This window comes from Pseudomonas monteilii NBRC 103158 = DSM 14164, from assembly GCF_000730605.1.
Classification (GTDB): Bacteria; Pseudomonadota; Gammaproteobacteria; order Pseudomonadales; family Pseudomonadaceae; genus Aquipseudomonas; species Aquipseudomonas monteilii.
Genome location: NZ_BBIS01000030.1, coordinates 135,090 through 150,620 on the forward strand (window position 1 = coordinate 135,090; position 15,531 = coordinate 150,620).

The 15,531-nt window shown below is 63.9% G+C and carries 14 protein-coding genes; 10 read left to right on the forward strand and 4 right to left on the reverse strand.

All coding sequences use genetic code 11. The annotated features are described in order from the left end of the window. Positions 1-39: 39 nt before the first annotated feature. Genes PM2_RS17175 through aroQ form a run of 6 tightly spaced genes read left to right on the forward strand, consistent with a single transcriptional unit; the run spans position 40 to position 4,955 of the window. Entirely contained in the window at positions 40-987 is a 948-nt protein-coding gene (locus PM2_RS17175) for a ketopantoate reductase family protein (RefSeq protein ID WP_016714610.1), read from the forward strand. Then, positions 984-1,382, forward strand: coding sequence for a VOC family protein (locus PM2_RS17180; RefSeq protein ID WP_016714609.1), 399 nt, complete (start codon positions 984-986; stop codon positions 1,380-1,382). Before PM2_RS17175 ends, PM2_RS17180 begins: the two co-directional genes overlap by 4 nt. Next, entirely contained in the window at positions 1,379-1,834 is a 456-nt protein-coding gene (locus tag PM2_RS17185; RefSeq protein WP_016714608.1) for a MaoC family dehydratase, read from the forward strand. Before PM2_RS17180 ends, PM2_RS17185 begins: the two co-directional genes overlap by 4 nt. Next, positions 1,831-3,063: a CaiB/BaiF CoA transferase family protein gene (locus PM2_RS17190; protein WP_016714607.1), complete on the forward strand. Its 1,233-nt coding sequence runs from the start codon at positions 1,831-1,833 to the stop codon at positions 3,061-3,063. Before PM2_RS17185 ends, PM2_RS17190 begins: the two co-directional genes overlap by 4 nt. Further along, positions 3,060-3,878 carry a shikimate dehydrogenase gene (gene aroE / locus PM2_RS17195; RefSeq protein ID WP_028699310.1) on the forward strand — a complete coding sequence of 273 codons (819 nt, stop codon included), beginning with the start codon at positions 3,060-3,062 and terminating at the stop codon, positions 3,876-3,878. Before PM2_RS17190 ends, aroE begins: the two co-directional genes overlap by 4 nt. 3 nt (positions 3,879-3,881) lie before the next feature. Continuing rightward, positions 3,882-4,955 (forward strand): type II 3-dehydroquinate dehydratase, encoded by a 1,074-nt coding sequence (gene aroQ / locus PM2_RS31580; protein ID WP_080694011.1) that lies wholly within the window; start codon positions 3,882-3,884, stop codon positions 4,953-4,955. Here aroQ and PM2_RS17205 read toward each other — a convergent pair. From PM2_RS17205 to PM2_RS17215, 3 genes are all read right to left on the reverse strand, one after another. After that, a complete protein-coding gene (locus PM2_RS17205) occupies positions 4,925-5,860 on the reverse strand; it encodes a LysR family transcriptional regulator (protein WP_016714601.1) in 936 nt (311 codons plus the stop codon). The two genes, aroQ and PM2_RS17205, sit on opposite strands and share 31 nt — an antisense overlap. 150 nt (positions 5,861-6,010) lie before the next feature. Beyond that, on the reverse strand, positions 6,011-7,591 hold the full coding sequence (locus tag PM2_RS17210; protein WP_016714600.1) for an aldehyde dehydrogenase (NADP(+)): 1,581 nt from the start codon (positions 7,589-7,591) through the stop codon (positions 6,011-6,013). 118 nt (positions 7,592-7,709) lie between these two features. Then, entirely contained in the window at positions 7,710-9,092 is a 1,383-nt protein-coding gene (locus PM2_RS17215) for an APC family permease (protein ID WP_016714599.1), read from the reverse strand. A 281-nt stretch (positions 9,093-9,373) separates the two neighbouring features. Between PM2_RS17215 and PM2_RS17220 the strand changes: the two genes are divergently transcribed. The 3 genes from PM2_RS17220 to PM2_RS17230 all read left to right on the forward strand — a co-directional run bounded on the left by PM2_RS17220 (position 9,374) and on the right by PM2_RS17230 (position 13,200). Beyond that, a complete protein-coding gene (locus tag PM2_RS17220; RefSeq protein WP_016714597.1) occupies positions 9,374-10,216 on the forward strand; it encodes a helix-turn-helix domain-containing protein in 843 nt (280 codons plus the stop codon). A 42-nt stretch (positions 10,217-10,258) separates the two neighbouring features. Further along, positions 10,259-11,641, forward strand: coding sequence for an aspartate aminotransferase family protein (locus PM2_RS17225; protein WP_016714596.1), 1,383 nt, complete (start codon positions 10,259-10,261; stop codon positions 11,639-11,641). Between the two features lie 65 nt (positions 11,642-11,706). Continuing rightward, positions 11,707-13,200, forward strand: a complete 1,494-nt coding sequence (locus PM2_RS17230) for an aldehyde dehydrogenase (protein WP_028699309.1) — start codon at positions 11,707-11,709, stop codon at positions 13,198-13,200. 69 nt (positions 13,201-13,269) lie between these two features. On the opposite strand, the gene PM2_RS17235 is transcribed toward PM2_RS17230, so the two are convergent. After that, positions 13,270-13,995 carry a FadR/GntR family transcriptional regulator gene (locus PM2_RS17235; protein ID WP_016714594.1) on the reverse strand — a complete coding sequence of 242 codons (726 nt, stop codon included), beginning with the start codon at positions 13,993-13,995 and terminating at the stop codon, positions 13,270-13,272. 331 nt (positions 13,996-14,326) lie between these two features. On the opposite strand from PM2_RS17235, the gene PM2_RS17240 reads away from it, so the two are divergent. Continuing rightward, entirely contained in the window at positions 14,327-15,475 is a 1,149-nt protein-coding gene (locus PM2_RS17240) for a branched-chain amino acid ABC transporter substrate-binding protein (protein ID WP_231115652.1), read from the forward strand. The last annotated feature ends 56 nt before the right edge of the window (positions 15,476-15,531 follow it).

Below are 15,531 nucleotides of genomic sequence, written 5' to 3' on the forward strand. Positions count from 1 at the left end.
GCTGCATAAGGTAATCGCAAACCACAGGAGGTCTGCGATTTGAAAGTCTGCATTCTGGGTGCCGGCGCCTTGGGCTGCGCCATTGGTGCGGCGCTGAGCGAGGCCGGGCATGAAACCTGGCTGCTCAACCGTGGTCGCGAGCATGTCGAAGCGATGAACCTGCACGGGCTGCAGGTGCAGGATGAGCGCGGTGAGCGCCACGTGCGCGTCAACGCCACCACGGACGCCAACGACGTGGGTGTGGCCGACCTGGTCGTGGTGCTGGTGAAGTCATTCCACACCGCCGAAGCGATGGCCGGGGCCACCGCGCTGCTGGGGCCGCAGACGCTGGTGCTGTCGCTGCAGAACGGCTTGGGGCACGAGGACATTCTGGCCGAGGTGGCCGGACGGGAACGGGTGTTGGCGGGTAAGACCTATGTGGGCGGCGTGCTGCTTGCACCCGGTTCGATTCGCGCTGGTGTGGCGGGCAAACACACTTACATCGGTGAACTCGACGGGCAGCTTTCAGCGCGTGTGCAGGCCATCGCCGAGGCCTTCAACGCTGCCGGGCTGGCCACCACGGTCAGTGACAACATCCTCGGTACCATGTGGGACAAGCTGCTGGTCAATGTCGCCACGGGCGCACTCAGCGGCATCACCATGCTCAGCTACGGCCAGTTGTACAGCGAGCCGCTGCTGGCCAGCACTGCCAAAGCTGCGGTGGCCGAGGCGATTGCCGTGGCCCAGCGTGCCGGTATAAGCCTGAGCCTGACCAGCCCCGACGCAGCGTGGGCCTTGGCCGCCGAGGGCCTGCCATCGAGCTTCCGCACCTCGATGCTGCAAAGCCTGGAAAAAGGCTCGGTCACCGAAATCGACTTCATCAATGGCTCTGTCGTGCGCTGGGGCCAGCGCCATGGCGTCGCCACACCGGTCAACGCCACGTTGGTGGCTTGTATCAAGGGCATCGAACGCGCGATGGCCGATCATCAGAAAAGGGACAACCCATGAGCCAGCCAAAAGCCTACCTTGAACACGTGGCGTTCTGGGTGCAGGACATCCAGTGGCATATCCGCTTTTTCAGCGAAGTGTGTGGCATGACCATGCGTGAGGTGCAGGGCAGCGTCGAGCAACCGGCGCAGTACTGGACGCTGGGTGGCCTGCAGTTCATTCACCAGCCCGACTTTGCCGGCCCTGAGGGGCGCATGGCACATCTGGGCATCATGTGCGAAGACCTGGAGAGCGTACTGGCAGCCGCCCAGCGCTATGGCGTCAGCGAAATGCCCCAGGGCCGCAACTGGCTGCGCCTGCCGGATGGTCTGGCGGTGGAGTTCATTCAGGCGTTGCCGGCGAAGTGTGTTGCCCAGGCACTGGCCATCGACCCGCGTGCGCAGGTGCAAGCATGAGCGGGGTGGAAAGATACTGGGATGATGCCCGCGAAGGCGATGAGTGCATCAGCCCCACCTATACCGTAACCCGTGAGCGCATCCTGGCCTACGCCGATCTCACGGGTGATCACACCCCGGTGCACGTCGACGAGGCCTACGCCAACGCCAGCCACTTCGGCTGCCTGGTTGCGCACGGCCTGTTCGGGCTGTCGATCGCCGATGGTTTGAAGACCCAGTGCGAGTACCGCTTCTTGCCGGGCATGTCGCTGGGCTGGACCTGGGACTTCGTGTTGCCGATCAAGGTCAACGATGTGTTGCACGTACGCATGCGGGTGGGGGCGATGCGACCGAGCAACAGCCGGCCAGGCTGGGGCATCGTGGTGCTGCCGTCAGAGTTGGTCAACCAGCATGGCCAGGTCGTGCAGCGCGGTGAGCACCGGTTGATGGTGCCACGGAGGGGGCAGGCATGAGCCAGGCATTGCCATTGGCGGGTATCCGCGTCATCGATTACAGCCACTTCCTTGCCGGGCCCTATGTAGGGCGCTGCCTGGCGGCGCTGGGCGCTGAAGTGATTAAGGTCGAACGGCCGGGCAGCGGCGATGCTGGCCGCCAGCACGCCTTTACCCTGGACGATCAGCAGAGCGGCTATTTCCTGCAGATGAACATGGGCAAGCAGGGCGTCAGCGTGAACATGAAGGACCCACGCGGAAAAGCCTTCATGCAGCGCCTGGCCGACTCGGCCGACGTGTTCATTGAAAACTACCGCCCCGGCGCGCTGGACAAGCTGGGGCTGGGTTATGCCGAGCTGTCGGTGCGTAACCCGCGCCTGGTGTACTGCTCGATCTCCGCCTATGGCCACACCGGGCCGGATGCCCACCGCGCCGGTTTCGGGCTGATCGCCGAGGCCAAGAGCGGGATCATGCAGATGGTCGGCGTGCCGGGTGAAGCGCCGCCATTGCTGCGCATTTCGCTGGGCGACATGTACACCGGTATTCACGCTGTAGCCGCGATCAATGCGGCGCTGCTGGGGCGGGTGAGCAGTGGGCGCGGCCAGCACATTGACATGGCGCTGTACGACACCTTGGTGTCGATGCATGAGTACGCCGTGCAGTGCTACACGCTGTCCGATGGCACCGTGCTGCCCGAGCAGACCGGCCACGACATGCCCACGTCTACCTTGTACGGCGTGTTCCGCGCCGCCGACGGCGATCTGGTGATTGCAGCCCAGGTCGATGATGCCTGGCGGCGCTTCGCTGCCATGCTCGAAGCCAACGGCGGCCCGGCAGGTTTTGGCAGCGATAACCGCTACCACGACCTGAATGGCCGCAATGCCCACCGAGAGGCGATTCTGGCGGTGGTGCGTGACTGGGCGGGTGCGCGCTCGGTGGCCGAGATCCTCGCCTTGCTCGACACCGTCGACATTCCCAGTGCCAAGGTCCAGCGTATCGATGAGGTGTTGGCAGACCCGCAAATCCAGGCGCGCAACATGGTCATCGAACAGCTGCACCCTCGCTACGGCACCCTGCGCCTGCCCAATCTGCCGTTCCGGTTTTCCGGCTGTGACACCACGATCCATCAGGTAGCCCCTGACCTCGGCCAGCACAACGCCGAAGTGGCCGCAGCGCTTGGCTTCAGCCCTGAAGAAATCACCGCCATGCAGGCAGACGGTGTGCTGTTTACCCACGGAGATACACGATGAGCGACCGCTACGCAGTGATCGGCCGACCGATCAACCACACCAAGTCACCGCTGATTCATGGCCTGTTCGCTCAGGCCAGCAGCCAGCACCTGGAATACGGGGCTATTGAAGGCTCGCTGGACGGTTTTGAGGCCCAGGTGTTGCAGTTTCGCACTGACGGTGGGCTGGGCATGAACATCACCGCGCCGTTCAAGCTGCGTGCCTTCGAACTGGCCGACCGGCGCAGCGAGCGCGCGCAGTTGGCCCGTGCCGCCAACGCGCTGAAGTTCGAGGATGGCCACATCACAGCTGAAAACTTCGACGGCATCGGCTTGCTGCGCGATATCGAAGACAACCTCGGTGAGCCGCTGCGTAACCGCCGCGTGCTGATGCTTGGCGCCGGTGGTGCAGTGCGCGGCGCGCTGTTGCCGTTCTTGCACGCGCGGCCCAGCGAGCTGGTGATTGCAAACCGCGACATGTCCAAAGCCTTGGCACTGCGTAACGAACTGGATCACCCAAGGCTGCGTATCAGCCGTTACGAAGCGCTGGAAGGGCAAACCTTCGACATTGTGGTTAACGCCACTTCCGCCAGTCTTGTCGGTGAACTGCCGCCGCTGCCTGGCGGGGTGCTGAGCGAAGCGCGACTGGCGTATGAACTGGCCTACGGCAAAGGCCTCACGCCGTTCCTGCGCCTGGCGCGCGAGGCCGGTGTGGCACGTCTGGCGGATGGCGTGGGCATGCTGGTCGAGCAGGCCGCAGAGGCGTTTGCCTGGTGGCGAGGAGTGCGGCCTGAAACCCGTGCCGTGATCGACCGCCTGACGATTGCGCTGGAGTAAGCCATGGTCGCCAATGTCCTGATGCTGCACGGTATCAACCACAACATGTTTGGCAAGCGCGACCCGCGCCAGTATGGCACGGCAACCCTGGCCGACATCGACCACGCCTTGGAGGCGCTGGGCGCAGAGCTGGGGGCAAGGGTCGAAAGCTACCAGAGCAACTTCGAAGGTGCCCTGTGCGAGCGTATCCATCGGGCCTTTGACGAGCGGGTGGATGCAGTGCTGATCAATGCCGGGGCGTGGACGCATTACAGCTACGGTATTCGTGATGCACTGGCCATTCTTGAGGTGCCGGTGGTTGAAGTGCATATGTCGAACATCCATGCTAGGGAGTCGTTTCGGCACCACTCGGTGTTTGCCGAAGTGGTGCGTGGGCAGATCTGCGGGTTTGGTGTCGAGACTTACCTGCTGTCGTTGCTGATGGCGTTGGCCATGGGGTTGTGGATGCCGCGAGTCGCCCGCACGGCGAAAATCGATTTCATGCAACAGGCGCGCATTTTCAAGGAGCGCTATTTTCTCGCCAATGTGCTGCTGTCGGTGGTGGTGTTCACCGCGATGTTTACCGGCTACACCTACCTGGCCGATCTGCTACAGCGGGTTGTCGGCGTCGCACCGGCTCATACCGGCTGGTGGCTGATGGGCTTTGGCGCAGTCGGCCTGTTTGGCAACTGGATCGGCGGGCGCGCAGTGGACCGTTCACCGCTCAGGGCGACGGCGCTGTTCCTGCTGCTGTTGGCCACCGGTATGGCGGCGCTGGTGCCGCTGGCAGGTGCCGGCCTGGCATTCTGCCTGGCACTGGCGGTGTGGGGCATTGCCAACACGGCGCTGTACCCCGTCAGCCAGGTGCGGGTGATGAGTTCGGTTACGCACGCCCAAGCGTTGGCCGGTACCACCAATGTGTCGGCGGCCAACGCTGGGATCGGCCTGGGCGCCGTGCTCGGTGGCATGACCATCTCTGGCTTGGGTATCGAGTACCTGGGCTACATGGCCGCCGGTGTCGCGCTGTTGGCGCTGGGCCTGGTGCCGCTGGTCAGCAGCCTTTCGCGTCAGCCCGCGGTGCTGGCACGGGTGCCGTGAGGCGACAACCGGGGCAGCAGGTAGTCGCGCAAGGCGCGTACCTTGGGTAACCCTTCGCGGCTTTTCAGCCACACCAGGTTCATCGGCAGGCCGTCGGTGGCCAGGGCCGGCAACACCTCTACCAGGCGCCCTTGATCGAGGTGTTGCTGGGTCAGCCAGGTGGGCAGCTGGCCGATGCCATGACCGGCCAGCACGGCTGCAACTTCCCCCTCGCCGTCGCCCACCGCGATGCGCGGCTGCACGGTGCGTCGCTCCATCTCACCAGGTTGGCGGCCCTTGAAGAACCATGGGCTGACCATGCCGTCGGTGTGGCCATAGCCGATGCAGTGATGGTGTTCCAGGTCGCGCTCGTCTTGCGGCACGCCGTGCTTCTCCAGGTAGGAGGGGGCGGCACAGAACATCAGGCGCTGGGCGCCGAAGTACTGGTGGCCGAGCGCGGCCGGCCATGCATCCGGGCCACCGATGCGCACGACGATATCGATACCTTCGTGCACCGGGTCGACAAAGCGATCGGAAAACGACACATGCGGCTGCAGCAGAGGGTGCAGGCGGATGAAGTCGAGGATCAGTGGCAGCACATGCAAGCGACCGTAGGAGGCGGGCAGCTCGATTCGGACTTTACCGTGGGGTTGACTATCGCTGGCGACCAGTGCGTGCTCGACCTCTTCCAGGTCAGCCAGCACCGAGGTGCAGGTGCGGTAGAACACCACGCCCGCTTCGCTGAGCGACAGGCTGCGGGTGGTGCGATTGAACAGGCGTGCGCCCAGGCGAGCCTCTAGCCGGGCCACACTCTTGCTGATGGCCGAGCTGGTGAGGTTGAGCCGATCGGCGGCTGCGGTGAAGCTGCCCAGATCGGCGACGGCGACGAAAACATCGATGCCTTTCAGGCGTTCGGAGGAGTACATGGCCGGCCTTTTGATGAATTGAGTTTGATTGTCAGTGCTGCATTATTGAATGCTGACAACCCAAATTCATCAATGATGTGAGCCTGTAACGGCCTCTTCGCGGCGGTTAGGCGCCTCGAAGAGGCCGGCACAGGCTACCTCAGTGCCCGTTCAAACCGTCTCGCGGGTGGCCACACCATCCACCAACCTTGTAATCCCCAGCGGGTTGGCGCTTTTCAGTGCATCCGGCAGCAGCGCCTCCGGGTAGTTCTGGAAGCACACCGGGCGTAGGAAGCGGTCGATGGCCAGGGTGCCGACCGAGGTGCCTCGGGCATCGGACGTGGCCGGGTAAGGCCCGCCATGCACCATCGCGTCGCTCACCTCAACGCCAGTCGGGTAGCCGTTCAACAGCAGGCGCCCGGCCTTGCGTTCCAGCAGTGGTACCACTCCGGCAAAGGCGTGCAGGTCGTCAGGTTCGGCAATCAGGGTGGCAGTCAGCTGGCCTTGCAGGTGGCGCAACGCCTCGGCCAGTTGCTGGGCATCGGCCACCTCCACTACGACGGTGGTCGGGCCGAATACTTCTTCCTGTAGCAGCGGGTCGCCGTTCAGCAGCAGGCTAACGTCGGCCTTGAACAGCTGTGGCCGGGCCTGGTTACCGGTTTGCGGCTGCCCGGCCAGATGCTGGATGCCTGGGTGCGCCAGCAGGTGCTGCACACCGTTCTGGTAGCTGCGCAGGGTTCCGGCATTGAGCATGGTCTGTGGACCCTGGTCGGCCATGCGCGCCACCAGCGTGTGTACGAAGTGCTCGAACTGCGGCGACCGAATTCCGATGACCAGGCCCGGGTTGGTGCAGAATTGCCCGCAACCCAGCACCACCGAGGCGGCCAGCTCTACAGCCACTTGCTCGCCACGGGCCTGCAGCGCCTGGGGCAGCACGATGACCGGGTTGATGCTGCTCATTTCGGCGAACACCGGGATTGGCTGCGGGCGCGCGGCAGCCATGTCGCACAGGGCGCGGCCACCCCGCAGCGAGCCGGTGAACCCCACTGCCTGAATGGCCGGGTGCTTGACCAGCGCTTCGCCCACGCCGGCACCGTAGATCATGTTGAACACCCCTGCCGGCATGCCGCTGCTGGCCACGGCGCGGTCGATGGCTGCGGCTACATGCGCGGCAGTGAGCATGTGCCCGCTGTGCGCCTTGAACACGACGGGGCAGCCCGCTGCCAGCGCCGAGGCGGTGTCACCACCTGCCGTGGAGAAGGCCAGTGGGAAGTTGCTGGCGCCGAACACGGCCACCGGGCCCACGCCGATGCGGTACTGGCGCAAGTCCGGGCGCGGCAGCGGGGTACGCTGGGGCAGGGCCCGGTCGATGCGTGCGGCGTAGAAGTCGCCACGGCGTACCACCTCGGCAAACAGGCGCAACTGGTTGCTGGTACGGCTGCGTTCGCCACGGATGCGGGCTTCGGGCAGTGCGGTTTCGCGGGTGACATGCTGGATGAAGTCATCGCCCAGGGCGTCCAGTTCGTTGGCGATGGCGTCGAGGAAGGCGGCGCGTTGTGCCGGGCGGGTACTGCGGTAGGCCGGGTAGGCAACCTCGGCAGCCTGCACGGCAGCCTCGACTTCGTCGCCGGTCGCCTGGTGGAAGGCGTACGGCAGCGGCTCGCCGCTGTGGGCGTCGACGCTGTTCAGCAGCACGTCCCCGTTGCCGCTGAGTTGGCCGGCGATGTGGTTCAGGCGATGTTCGATGGACATTTCGGTTCCCGTTGGCAATGACAGTCGTTGCGCTGGGACTGTAGGCGGCGAACGGGAGGCTGAATAATGATTAATGCGGATCGGGTGATAACGAGCGGTTATCACCCGGTGCTCAGCGTCACTCGGCCATCTGCAACTCCGGCAGCTTCACCCGGAACGCCTTGGTCAGCCCCATCAGCACCACCAGCCCCATGCCCATCCAGCACAGGCCGATGGTGAACGACAGGCTGGTCAGGCTGCTCCACAACCACAGGGTGCTAAGGAAGCCCAGGCCGGGAATGGCGCCATACAGCAGGTAGTTGCGGCCTCCGCGTAGCTTCTGATCGACCAGGTAGTGCTTGACCACCGCCAGGTTTACCGCCGAAAAGGCGAACAGGGCGCCAAAGCTGATCATGTTGGCCACGGTGTCGAGGGTGATGACCAGGGCGATGAGGGACATCAGGCTGACCACCAGAATGGCAGTCGCCGGTACGCGTTTTTTCGTCACCAGCTGGCCGAACGCGCGCGGCAATGCGCCGTCGCGGCCCATGGCGAACAGCACGCGTGACACGCTGGCCTGGGACACCATGGCCGAGGCGAAGCAGCCGGCCACGTAGGTGGCGGTGAACGCGGTAACCAGCCATTCGCCGCCCACCCGGCGCATGACATCCACCGAGGCCGAGTCGGGGTCGGCAAAGCTGCCCCAGTCGGGGAACACCATCTGTGCGCAGTACGACACCACCAGGAACAGCAGGCCGCCGATCAGCGACACGGCCAGGATCGCCACGGGAATGCGGTAGGTCGGGTTGCTGGTTTCCTCAGCCATGGTCGACACCGCGTCAAAGCCGAGAAACGACAGGCACAGCACAGCGGCGCCCGTCATGATCAACGGCACGTTGAAGCCTTCATGATGGAAGGGCGCCAGCAGCGACACCGGCTCCGCCTGTCCGTTGAGCTTGAGCACGGACAGGGCGACGAAGACGATGATGAACACCAGCTGCGCCACCACCAGGATCCAGTTGACGCGGGTGATCGACTCGATGCCGATCAGGTTGAGGAAGGTGACCAGGGCGATGGAGCCCGCCACCCACACCCAGGCGTGGATCGCCGGAAAGTATTCCGACATGTAGATGCCGATCAGCAGGTAGCTGAGCAGTGGCAGGAAGATGTAGTCGAGCAGCAGCGTCCAGCCGGTGATGAAACCGATGTGGCTGCCGAAGGCTTTGCGCGTGTAGGTGTAGACCGAGCCGGAGTAGGGGTGGGCCTGGACCATGCGGCCGTAGCTGTAGGCGGTGAGCAGCATGGCGGCGAGGGTGAGCAGGTAGGCGGTGGGCAGGTGCCCTTTGGTCATCTGGGTGACCAGCCCGTAGGTGGTGAAGACGGCCAGGGGCACCATGTAGGCCAGGCCGAACAGCACCAAGGCGGTCATGCCCATGGACTTGCGGAAGCGGCCAGTGTTGGTGCCGGGGTGTGACGGTGCATGCGAAGCAGGCGAATGGGCTGTACTTGTTGTTGTATGCATTGCTAACTCCTGGAAAGGGATGCAGGGCATCGCAGTACGCGAGCAGGCTCGCTACCGGTGGGTGGTGTGCAAGGAGGTCGAGCGCAAGGCTCGCAGCGCTGGGGCGGTTTGATGCTCCCACACCCTGTGGGTGCCCGGAATCACCCTTTGGGGTGAGGGGGGCGACCCTTGGCCGACTCACCCCAACGGGTGATTTCGGTACCTGCAGCGGCGTGGGAGGATCTGGTCAACAACGCACCGCACTGGCGGCGGTGCCACTGAATAGAAACGGCAGGCCCACAGTGACTAATCAATTGCTTTCAGAACAGTGGTTCGAGCACCTGGCCAAGGTCACCGAGGCCATCGGTCGCCCGGGCTTCGCCGCCAACCTGTTTGTCGCACTTGGCGTGATCCGGCCGATCCAGGCGACCACGGTGTACCTCTACCCGCACGACGGCATGCCTTGCGCGCTGTTCGAGCAGGACGACAAGGCGCCCTGGCAGCCCGAGGGCAATGTCAGCCGCTACCTGTCGGGCTTCTACCTGCTCGACCCGTTTTACGGTGCTTGCGTGGAGCAGGTCGCGTCCGGTTGCTATGGCTTGTTCGAAGTGGCTCCCGACCACTTCGAGGTCAGCGAGTACTACCAGTCGTTCTACCGGCACTCGCACCTGGAAGATGAGCTCAACTACATCCTGCAGGTGGCGCCCGGGCAAAGCCTGGCGGTGTCGCTGGCGTTTACCGACAAGCTCGATACACAGACCCGCGAGCTGTTCGGGCGCGTCACGCCCTGGGTGCTGGCGGTACTCGGCAAGCACTTCGCCGGGCTGGACAGCCGCGCCGGGCGTTTCGAGAACATCCTCGAACAACGTATCCACGCTGCGCTGAACAACTTCGGCAGCTCGTTGCTGACCGAGCGTGAATGCCGCATCGCCCAGCTGATCCTGCGTGGCCACTCGACCAAGTCGCTGGCCGAGCGCCTGGGTGTTTCGGAAGACACCATCAAGTCGCACCGCAAGAACGTCTACGCCAAGCTCGACATCGGTACCCAGTCCGAGCTGTTTTCCCTGTTCATCGACGCGCTGGCCAATGCCCAGGGCGTGCTGGGCAAGGACCCGCTTGAAAGCTACATGGGCAAGCTGCGCTGAGCGACGGCTGCCCTGCAACCCCACCGCAAAGGAAAACCAACAATGAACGCGCCTTTCGCCCCGCAACGCCAGACCCGTGACTACCAGGCAGCCGACGCCGCACACCATATCCATGCCTTCCTCGACCAGAAGGCGCTGAACGCCGAAGGGCCGCGGGTGATCGTGGGTGGCGAACGCCTGCACCTGTGGGACAGCGAGGGCAAGCGCTACCTGGATGGCATGTCTGGCCTGTGGTGCACCCAGCTCGGTTATGGCCGCCGCGATTTGACGGCCGCCGCTGCCACGCAGATGGACCAGCTGGCCTACTACAACATGTTCTTCCACACCACCCACCCGGCGGTGATCGAGCTGTCCGAGTTGCTGTTCAGCCTGCTGCCGGGGCACTACAGCCACGCGATCTACACCAACTCCGGCTCCGAGGCCAACGAGGTGCTGATCCGCACCGTGCGCCGCTACTGGCAGGTGGTGGGTCAGCCAGGCAAGAAAATCATGATCGGCCGCTGGAACGGCTACCACGGTTCGACCCTGGCGGCCACGGCGCTGGGCGGCATGAAGTTCATGCACGAAATGGGCGGGTTGATTCCGGACGTTGCGCACATCGATGAGCCGTACTGGTACGCAGAGGGTGGCGAGCTGACCCCGGTCGAGTTTGGCCGCCGTTGCGCCTTGCAGCTGGAGGAAAAAATCCTCGAGCTTGGCGCCGAGAACGTTGCCGGCTTTATTGCCGAGCCTTTCCAGGGCGCGGGCGGCATGATCTTCCCGCCGGAAAGCTACTGGCCGGAAATTCAGCGCATCTGCCGCCAGTACGACGTGCTGCTGTGCGCCGATGAGGTGATTGGGGGCTTTGGCCGCACCGGCGAGTGGTTTGCCCACGAATACTTCGGCTTCGAGCCCGACACCCTGTCGATCGCCAAGGGCCTGACCAGTGGCTACGTGCCCATGGGCGGCCTGGTGCTGAGCAAGCGCATTGCCGAAGCGTTGGTAGAGCGCGGTGGGGTGTTTGCCCATGGCCTGACCTATTCCGGCCACCCGGTGGCGGCGGCGGTGGCCATTGCCAACCTGAAGGCGCTGCGCGACGAAGGCATCGTGCGCCAGGTGAAGGACGACACGGGACCCTACCTGCAACGCATCTTGCGCGAGGTGTTTGCCGACCACCCGTTGATCGGCCAGGTGCAGGGTGCCGGACTGGTGGCGGCGTTGCAGTTTGCCGAGCACAAGCCAACGCGCAAGCGTTTTGCCAACGAGAACGACCTGGCCTGGCAGTGCCGTACGTTTGGTTTCGAGGAAGGGGTGATCATTCGCTCGACCCTGGGCCGGATGATCATGGCGCCGGCCTTGATCGCCAACCACAGCGAGCTGGATGAGCTGGTGGAGAAGACGCGGATTGCCGTGGACCGCACGGCCCGGTTGGTCGGCAAACTCTAACCCGTTCCCACAGGAAACGCGTAGCCCTTCATCAAAAGACTGCTCCAAAGGTATAAGGAGTACAAATGTACACCCTCGAATTCTGGCAACAACGCGCCTCGGACCTGTACCTCCCGTCCCAAGCACTTATCAGCGGCAAAGCCGTCAACGCACAGGATGGCGCCACCTTCGCCGCCATCAACCCCGCCACCAACGCCGTACTGGCCCAGGTCACTGCCTGCGGCCAGGCCGAAGTCGACCTTGCAGTGGCCAGCGCCCGTCGGGCCTTCGAGCAAGGCCCGTGGCCACGCATGGCTCCCGGCGAGCGCAAGAAGGTGCTGCTGCGCCTGGCCGAGCTGATCATGGCCCATCGCGAAGAACTGGCCTTGCTGGACTCGCTGAACATGGGCAAGCCCGTCATGGATGCCTACAACATCGATGTGCCGGGCTCGGCCCATGTGTTCGCCTGGTACGGCGAGGCGCTAGACAAACTCTACGACCAGGTGGCACCCACTGCGCCCAACGCGCTCGCCACCATCACCCGGGAAGCGCTCGGTGTGGTGGGCGCCGTGGTGCCCTGGAACTTCCCGCTCGACATGGCCGCCTGGAAGCTGGCCCCGGCGCTCGCGGCCGGCAACAGCGTGGTACTCAAGCCCGCCGAGCAATCCCCGTTCTCGGCCCTGCGTCTGGCCCGGCTGGCCCTGGAAGCGGGCTTGCCGGAAGGTGTGTTGAACGTGGTGCCGGGCCTGGGTGAGCAGGCCGGGCAGGCGCTGGGCCTGCACCCGGACGTAGACTGCCTGGTGTTCACCGGCTCTACCCAGGTGGGCAAGTACTTCATGCAGTATTCGGCGCAGTCCAACCTCAAGCAAGTGTGGCTGGAGTGCGGTGGCAAAAGCCCCAACCTGGTGTTCGATAACTGCCAGGACCTGGACCTGGCGGCGGAAAAGGCCGCCTTCGGCATTTTCTTCAACCAGGGCGAGGTATGCTCGGCCAACTCGCGGCTGTATGTGCAGCGCTCGATTCATGACGAATTCGTCGAGCGCCTGCAGGCCAAGGCACGCCAGTGGATGCCGGGTAACCCGCTGGACCCGGCAAGCCGCGCCGGTGCCATTGTCGATGCCGAGCAGACCGGCCGCATCGAGGCCGCCATCACCCGCGCCGGGCAAGAGGGCGCCAGGTTGGTGTGTGGCGGTCGACGCGTGACTGTCGAAGGCTCGGACAACTACATCGAGCCGACCATTTTTGCCGGTGTCGAGGGGCGCATGCGCCTGGCGCGGGAGGAAGTGTTCGGGCCGGTGCTGTCGGTCAGCGCCTTCGACACGGAAGAAGAGGCGGTGCGCCTGGCCAACGACAGCATTTATGGCCTGGCTGCCTCGGTGTGGAGCGATGACTTCAATCAGGTACACCGGGTGGCGCGGGCGTTGAAGGCCGGTACGGTGTCGGTGAACACGGTAGATGCGCTGGATGTGACGGTGCCGTTCGGCGGGGGCAAGCAGTCGGGGTTTGGCCGCGACTTGTCGCTGCATTCGTTCGACAAGTATTCGCAGCTCAAGACCACCTGGTACCAGCTGCGCGCCTGATGCGTTGTTCATGAACTGCGTCGCCTGCTTCGCGGGTTCAACCGCGAAGAGGCCAGCGCAGGGCAGCGATCAGGCCTTGCTGTCGAGCAAGCGCTGATACCGCGACAGGCTCTCTTCCAGGTGTTTGCGCAGCGCCGTGCGCGCACTGGCCACGTCGCCCATGCTGATTGCCGACAGGATTGCCCCGTGTTCACGGGCGATTTTCTTGATATGCGCCTGGCGGTTCTTGCCGGTGACCTGCCCATGCTTGAGGTTCAGGTCGAGGATGATGTCCGGCCCCAGCGCCTCCAGCAGTTGGGTGAAGTGCGGGTTGCTGGTGGCGCGGGCAATCGCCAGGTGGAACTCGAAGTCGGCCTTGGCTTCTTCCTCTTGCGTGGCGCCGTCCAGCGAGTTGAAGCGGTCGAACGCCTCGGTGATCGCCGCCATGCTCGCAGGGCTGCGGCGCTCGGCGGCGCGGGCGACCGATTCGGTCTCGATGCCCAGGCGCAGTTCAAGGATCTGCGCTGCAGCGCGTACATCATCGACAACGCTGTCGATGGCGAAGCCGATGCGCTTTACATCCTGCTCGACCACGAATACGCCCACACCCTGGCGAGCGATCAGGCGCCCGCCAAGGCGCAGCGAGGCCACCGCCTCGCGGATGACGGGGCGGCTGACGTTGAACTCTTTGCACAGCTCCTGTTCGGACGGCAGTTTGTCGCCCGGGCCGTAGGTGCCGTTGTCGATGCGGCTGGAAAGCTCCTGGATCACGGTTTCCGCCAGGTTGGCGCGGCGCGTGCCTAACGACGCATTCATAGAAGGGTTGCTCCTGAAACTGATTGGCTCATCACGGTTGATTCTCCGGCAGGTTGCGCGCAGCCCTGATGCCCCTTGCGGCGGGATCCGTAGCCAACCAGCGGTGATGGTGTCGGCATATGTTATCAAACATCTTACTAGTCAGGCTCATGCCCTGCTTTTTGATTGCGTGCATCGCTTGTCGCCGGAAAGATTATTTTACCTTCTCCCGTAGCATACACCCATTGACAGTTGCCTGCTGACTGTTATCTTACAAGTGCGATGGCGTTCCGGCCAATTTGCATGCGGTAAGCGATGTCGAGGTTCGTCCAATCACTACTGGGAGCTGAGCATGAATAACAACAAGGGAGGGCGTACAGCCCTCGCGACCGCGGTAACATTGCTGATGGCCATGGGGACGGCACACGCAGAAGGCAGTGAAGTCGTCAGGATCGGCTTCGCCGGCCCCCTGACCGGGCCTTCGGCGCACCAGGGACAGGACGTCGAGCATGGCATCCAGATTGCGGTGGAAGAGGCCAACCAGCAGCAACTGAAAATCGGTGACAAGGTGGCCCGGTTCAAGCTGGTTTCCGAAGACGATGTCGCCGACCCGCGCACAGGCACTGCGGTGGCGCAGCGGCTGGTGGACTCGAAAGTGGCGGTGGTGATCGGTCACTACAACTCTGGCACCAGTATTCCCGCTTCGAAAATCTATGCCGCCGCCGGCATTCCGCAAATTTCACCTTCGGCCACCAACCCCACTTTGACGCGCCAGGGTATCCCCTCGGTATTTCGCACCGTCAACGACGACGCCACCCTTGGCCGTTATGCCGGCAATTACCTGGTCAGCCAGCTCAAGGCCCAGCGCATTGCCATCTTCGATGACCGCACCGCGTATGGCCAAGGCCTGGCCGATGAGGTGACCAAGGCGGTCAAGGCGGCGGGTGGCAACGTGGTGGTGCGCGAGTACACCAATGACAAGTCGACCGACTTCAATGCCATCCTCACCACGGCCAAAGCGCAAAAGGCCGATGCAGTGTTCTTTGCCGCCCTCGACTACCAGGCCGCCCCGATGGCCAAGCAGATGAAGAACCTGGGCATGAAGGCGCGCTTCATGAACATCGGCAACCTGCCCAACGATTCGTTCAGGCAGATGGCCGGCAGCGCCGCTGAAGGCACCTACGCCTGGAACTACGGCACGCCGTTGCAGGACATGCCCAAGGGCGCGGCTTTCGAGCAGAAGCTCAAGGACAAGTTCGGCGTGGGTGTGGTGCAGTCGTCGCCCGCCGCCTATGACGCCACCTGGGCGGCAATCAACGCCATGGTCAAGGCCGGCTCCGACGACCCCAAAGTGTACTTGCCTGTGCTCAAGAACCAGAGTTACGAAGGCGTCACCGGCACTATCGCCTTCGACGATCAGGGCAACCTGAAGAACCCGGCGGCCACCGTGTTCCAGTTCGCCGACGGCGGCTGGAAAACCCTGTCGGTCGAGCGCGACTGAGCAGCACCTCATAACAAGCAGGCGCCGGCCTGCCACATAACAAGAAGACTTTTCCC

Bases quoted from the DNA above. Each gene is read 5' to 3' on its own strand.
- PM2_RS17180 (WP_016714609.1), top strand. From the start codon at position 984: ATGAGCCAGCCAAAAGCCTACCTTGAACACGTGGCGTTCTGGGTGCAG.
- PM2_RS17185 (WP_016714608.1), top strand. From the start codon at position 1,379: ATGAGCGGGGTGGAAAGATACTGGGATGATGCCCGCGAAGGCGATGAG.
- PM2_RS17190 (WP_016714607.1), top strand. From the start codon at position 1,831: ATGAGCCAGGCATTGCCATTGGCGGGTATCCGCGTCATCGATTACAGC.
- aroE (WP_028699310.1), top strand. From the start codon at position 3,060: ATGAGCGACCGCTACGCAGTGATCGGCCGACCGATCAACCACACCAAG.
- aroQ (WP_080694011.1), top strand. From the start codon at position 3,882: ATGGTCGCCAATGTCCTGATGCTGCACGGTATCAACCACAACATGTTT.
- PM2_RS17205 (WP_016714601.1), bottom strand. From the start codon at position 5,860: ATGTACTCCTCCGAACGCCTGAAAGGCATCGATGTTTTCGTCGCCGTC.
- PM2_RS17210 (WP_016714600.1), bottom strand. From the start codon at position 7,591: ATGTCCATCGAACATCGCCTGAACCACATCGCCGGCCAACTCAGCGGC.
- PM2_RS17215 (WP_016714599.1), bottom strand. From the start codon at position 9,092: ATGCATACAACAACAAGTACAGCCCATTCGCCTGCTTCGCATGCACCG.
- PM2_RS17225 (WP_016714596.1), top strand. From the start codon at position 10,259: ATGAACGCGCCTTTCGCCCCGCAACGCCAGACCCGTGACTACCAGGCA.
- PM2_RS17230 (WP_028699309.1), top strand. From the start codon at position 11,707: ATGTACACCCTCGAATTCTGGCAACAACGCGCCTCGGACCTGTACCTC.
- PM2_RS17235 (WP_016714594.1), bottom strand. From the start codon at position 13,995: ATGAATGCGTCGTTAGGCACGCGCCGCGCCAACCTGGCGGAAACCGTG.
- PM2_RS17240 (WP_231115652.1), top strand. From the start codon at position 14,327: ATGAATAACAACAAGGGAGGGCGTACAGCCCTCGCGACCGCGGTAACA.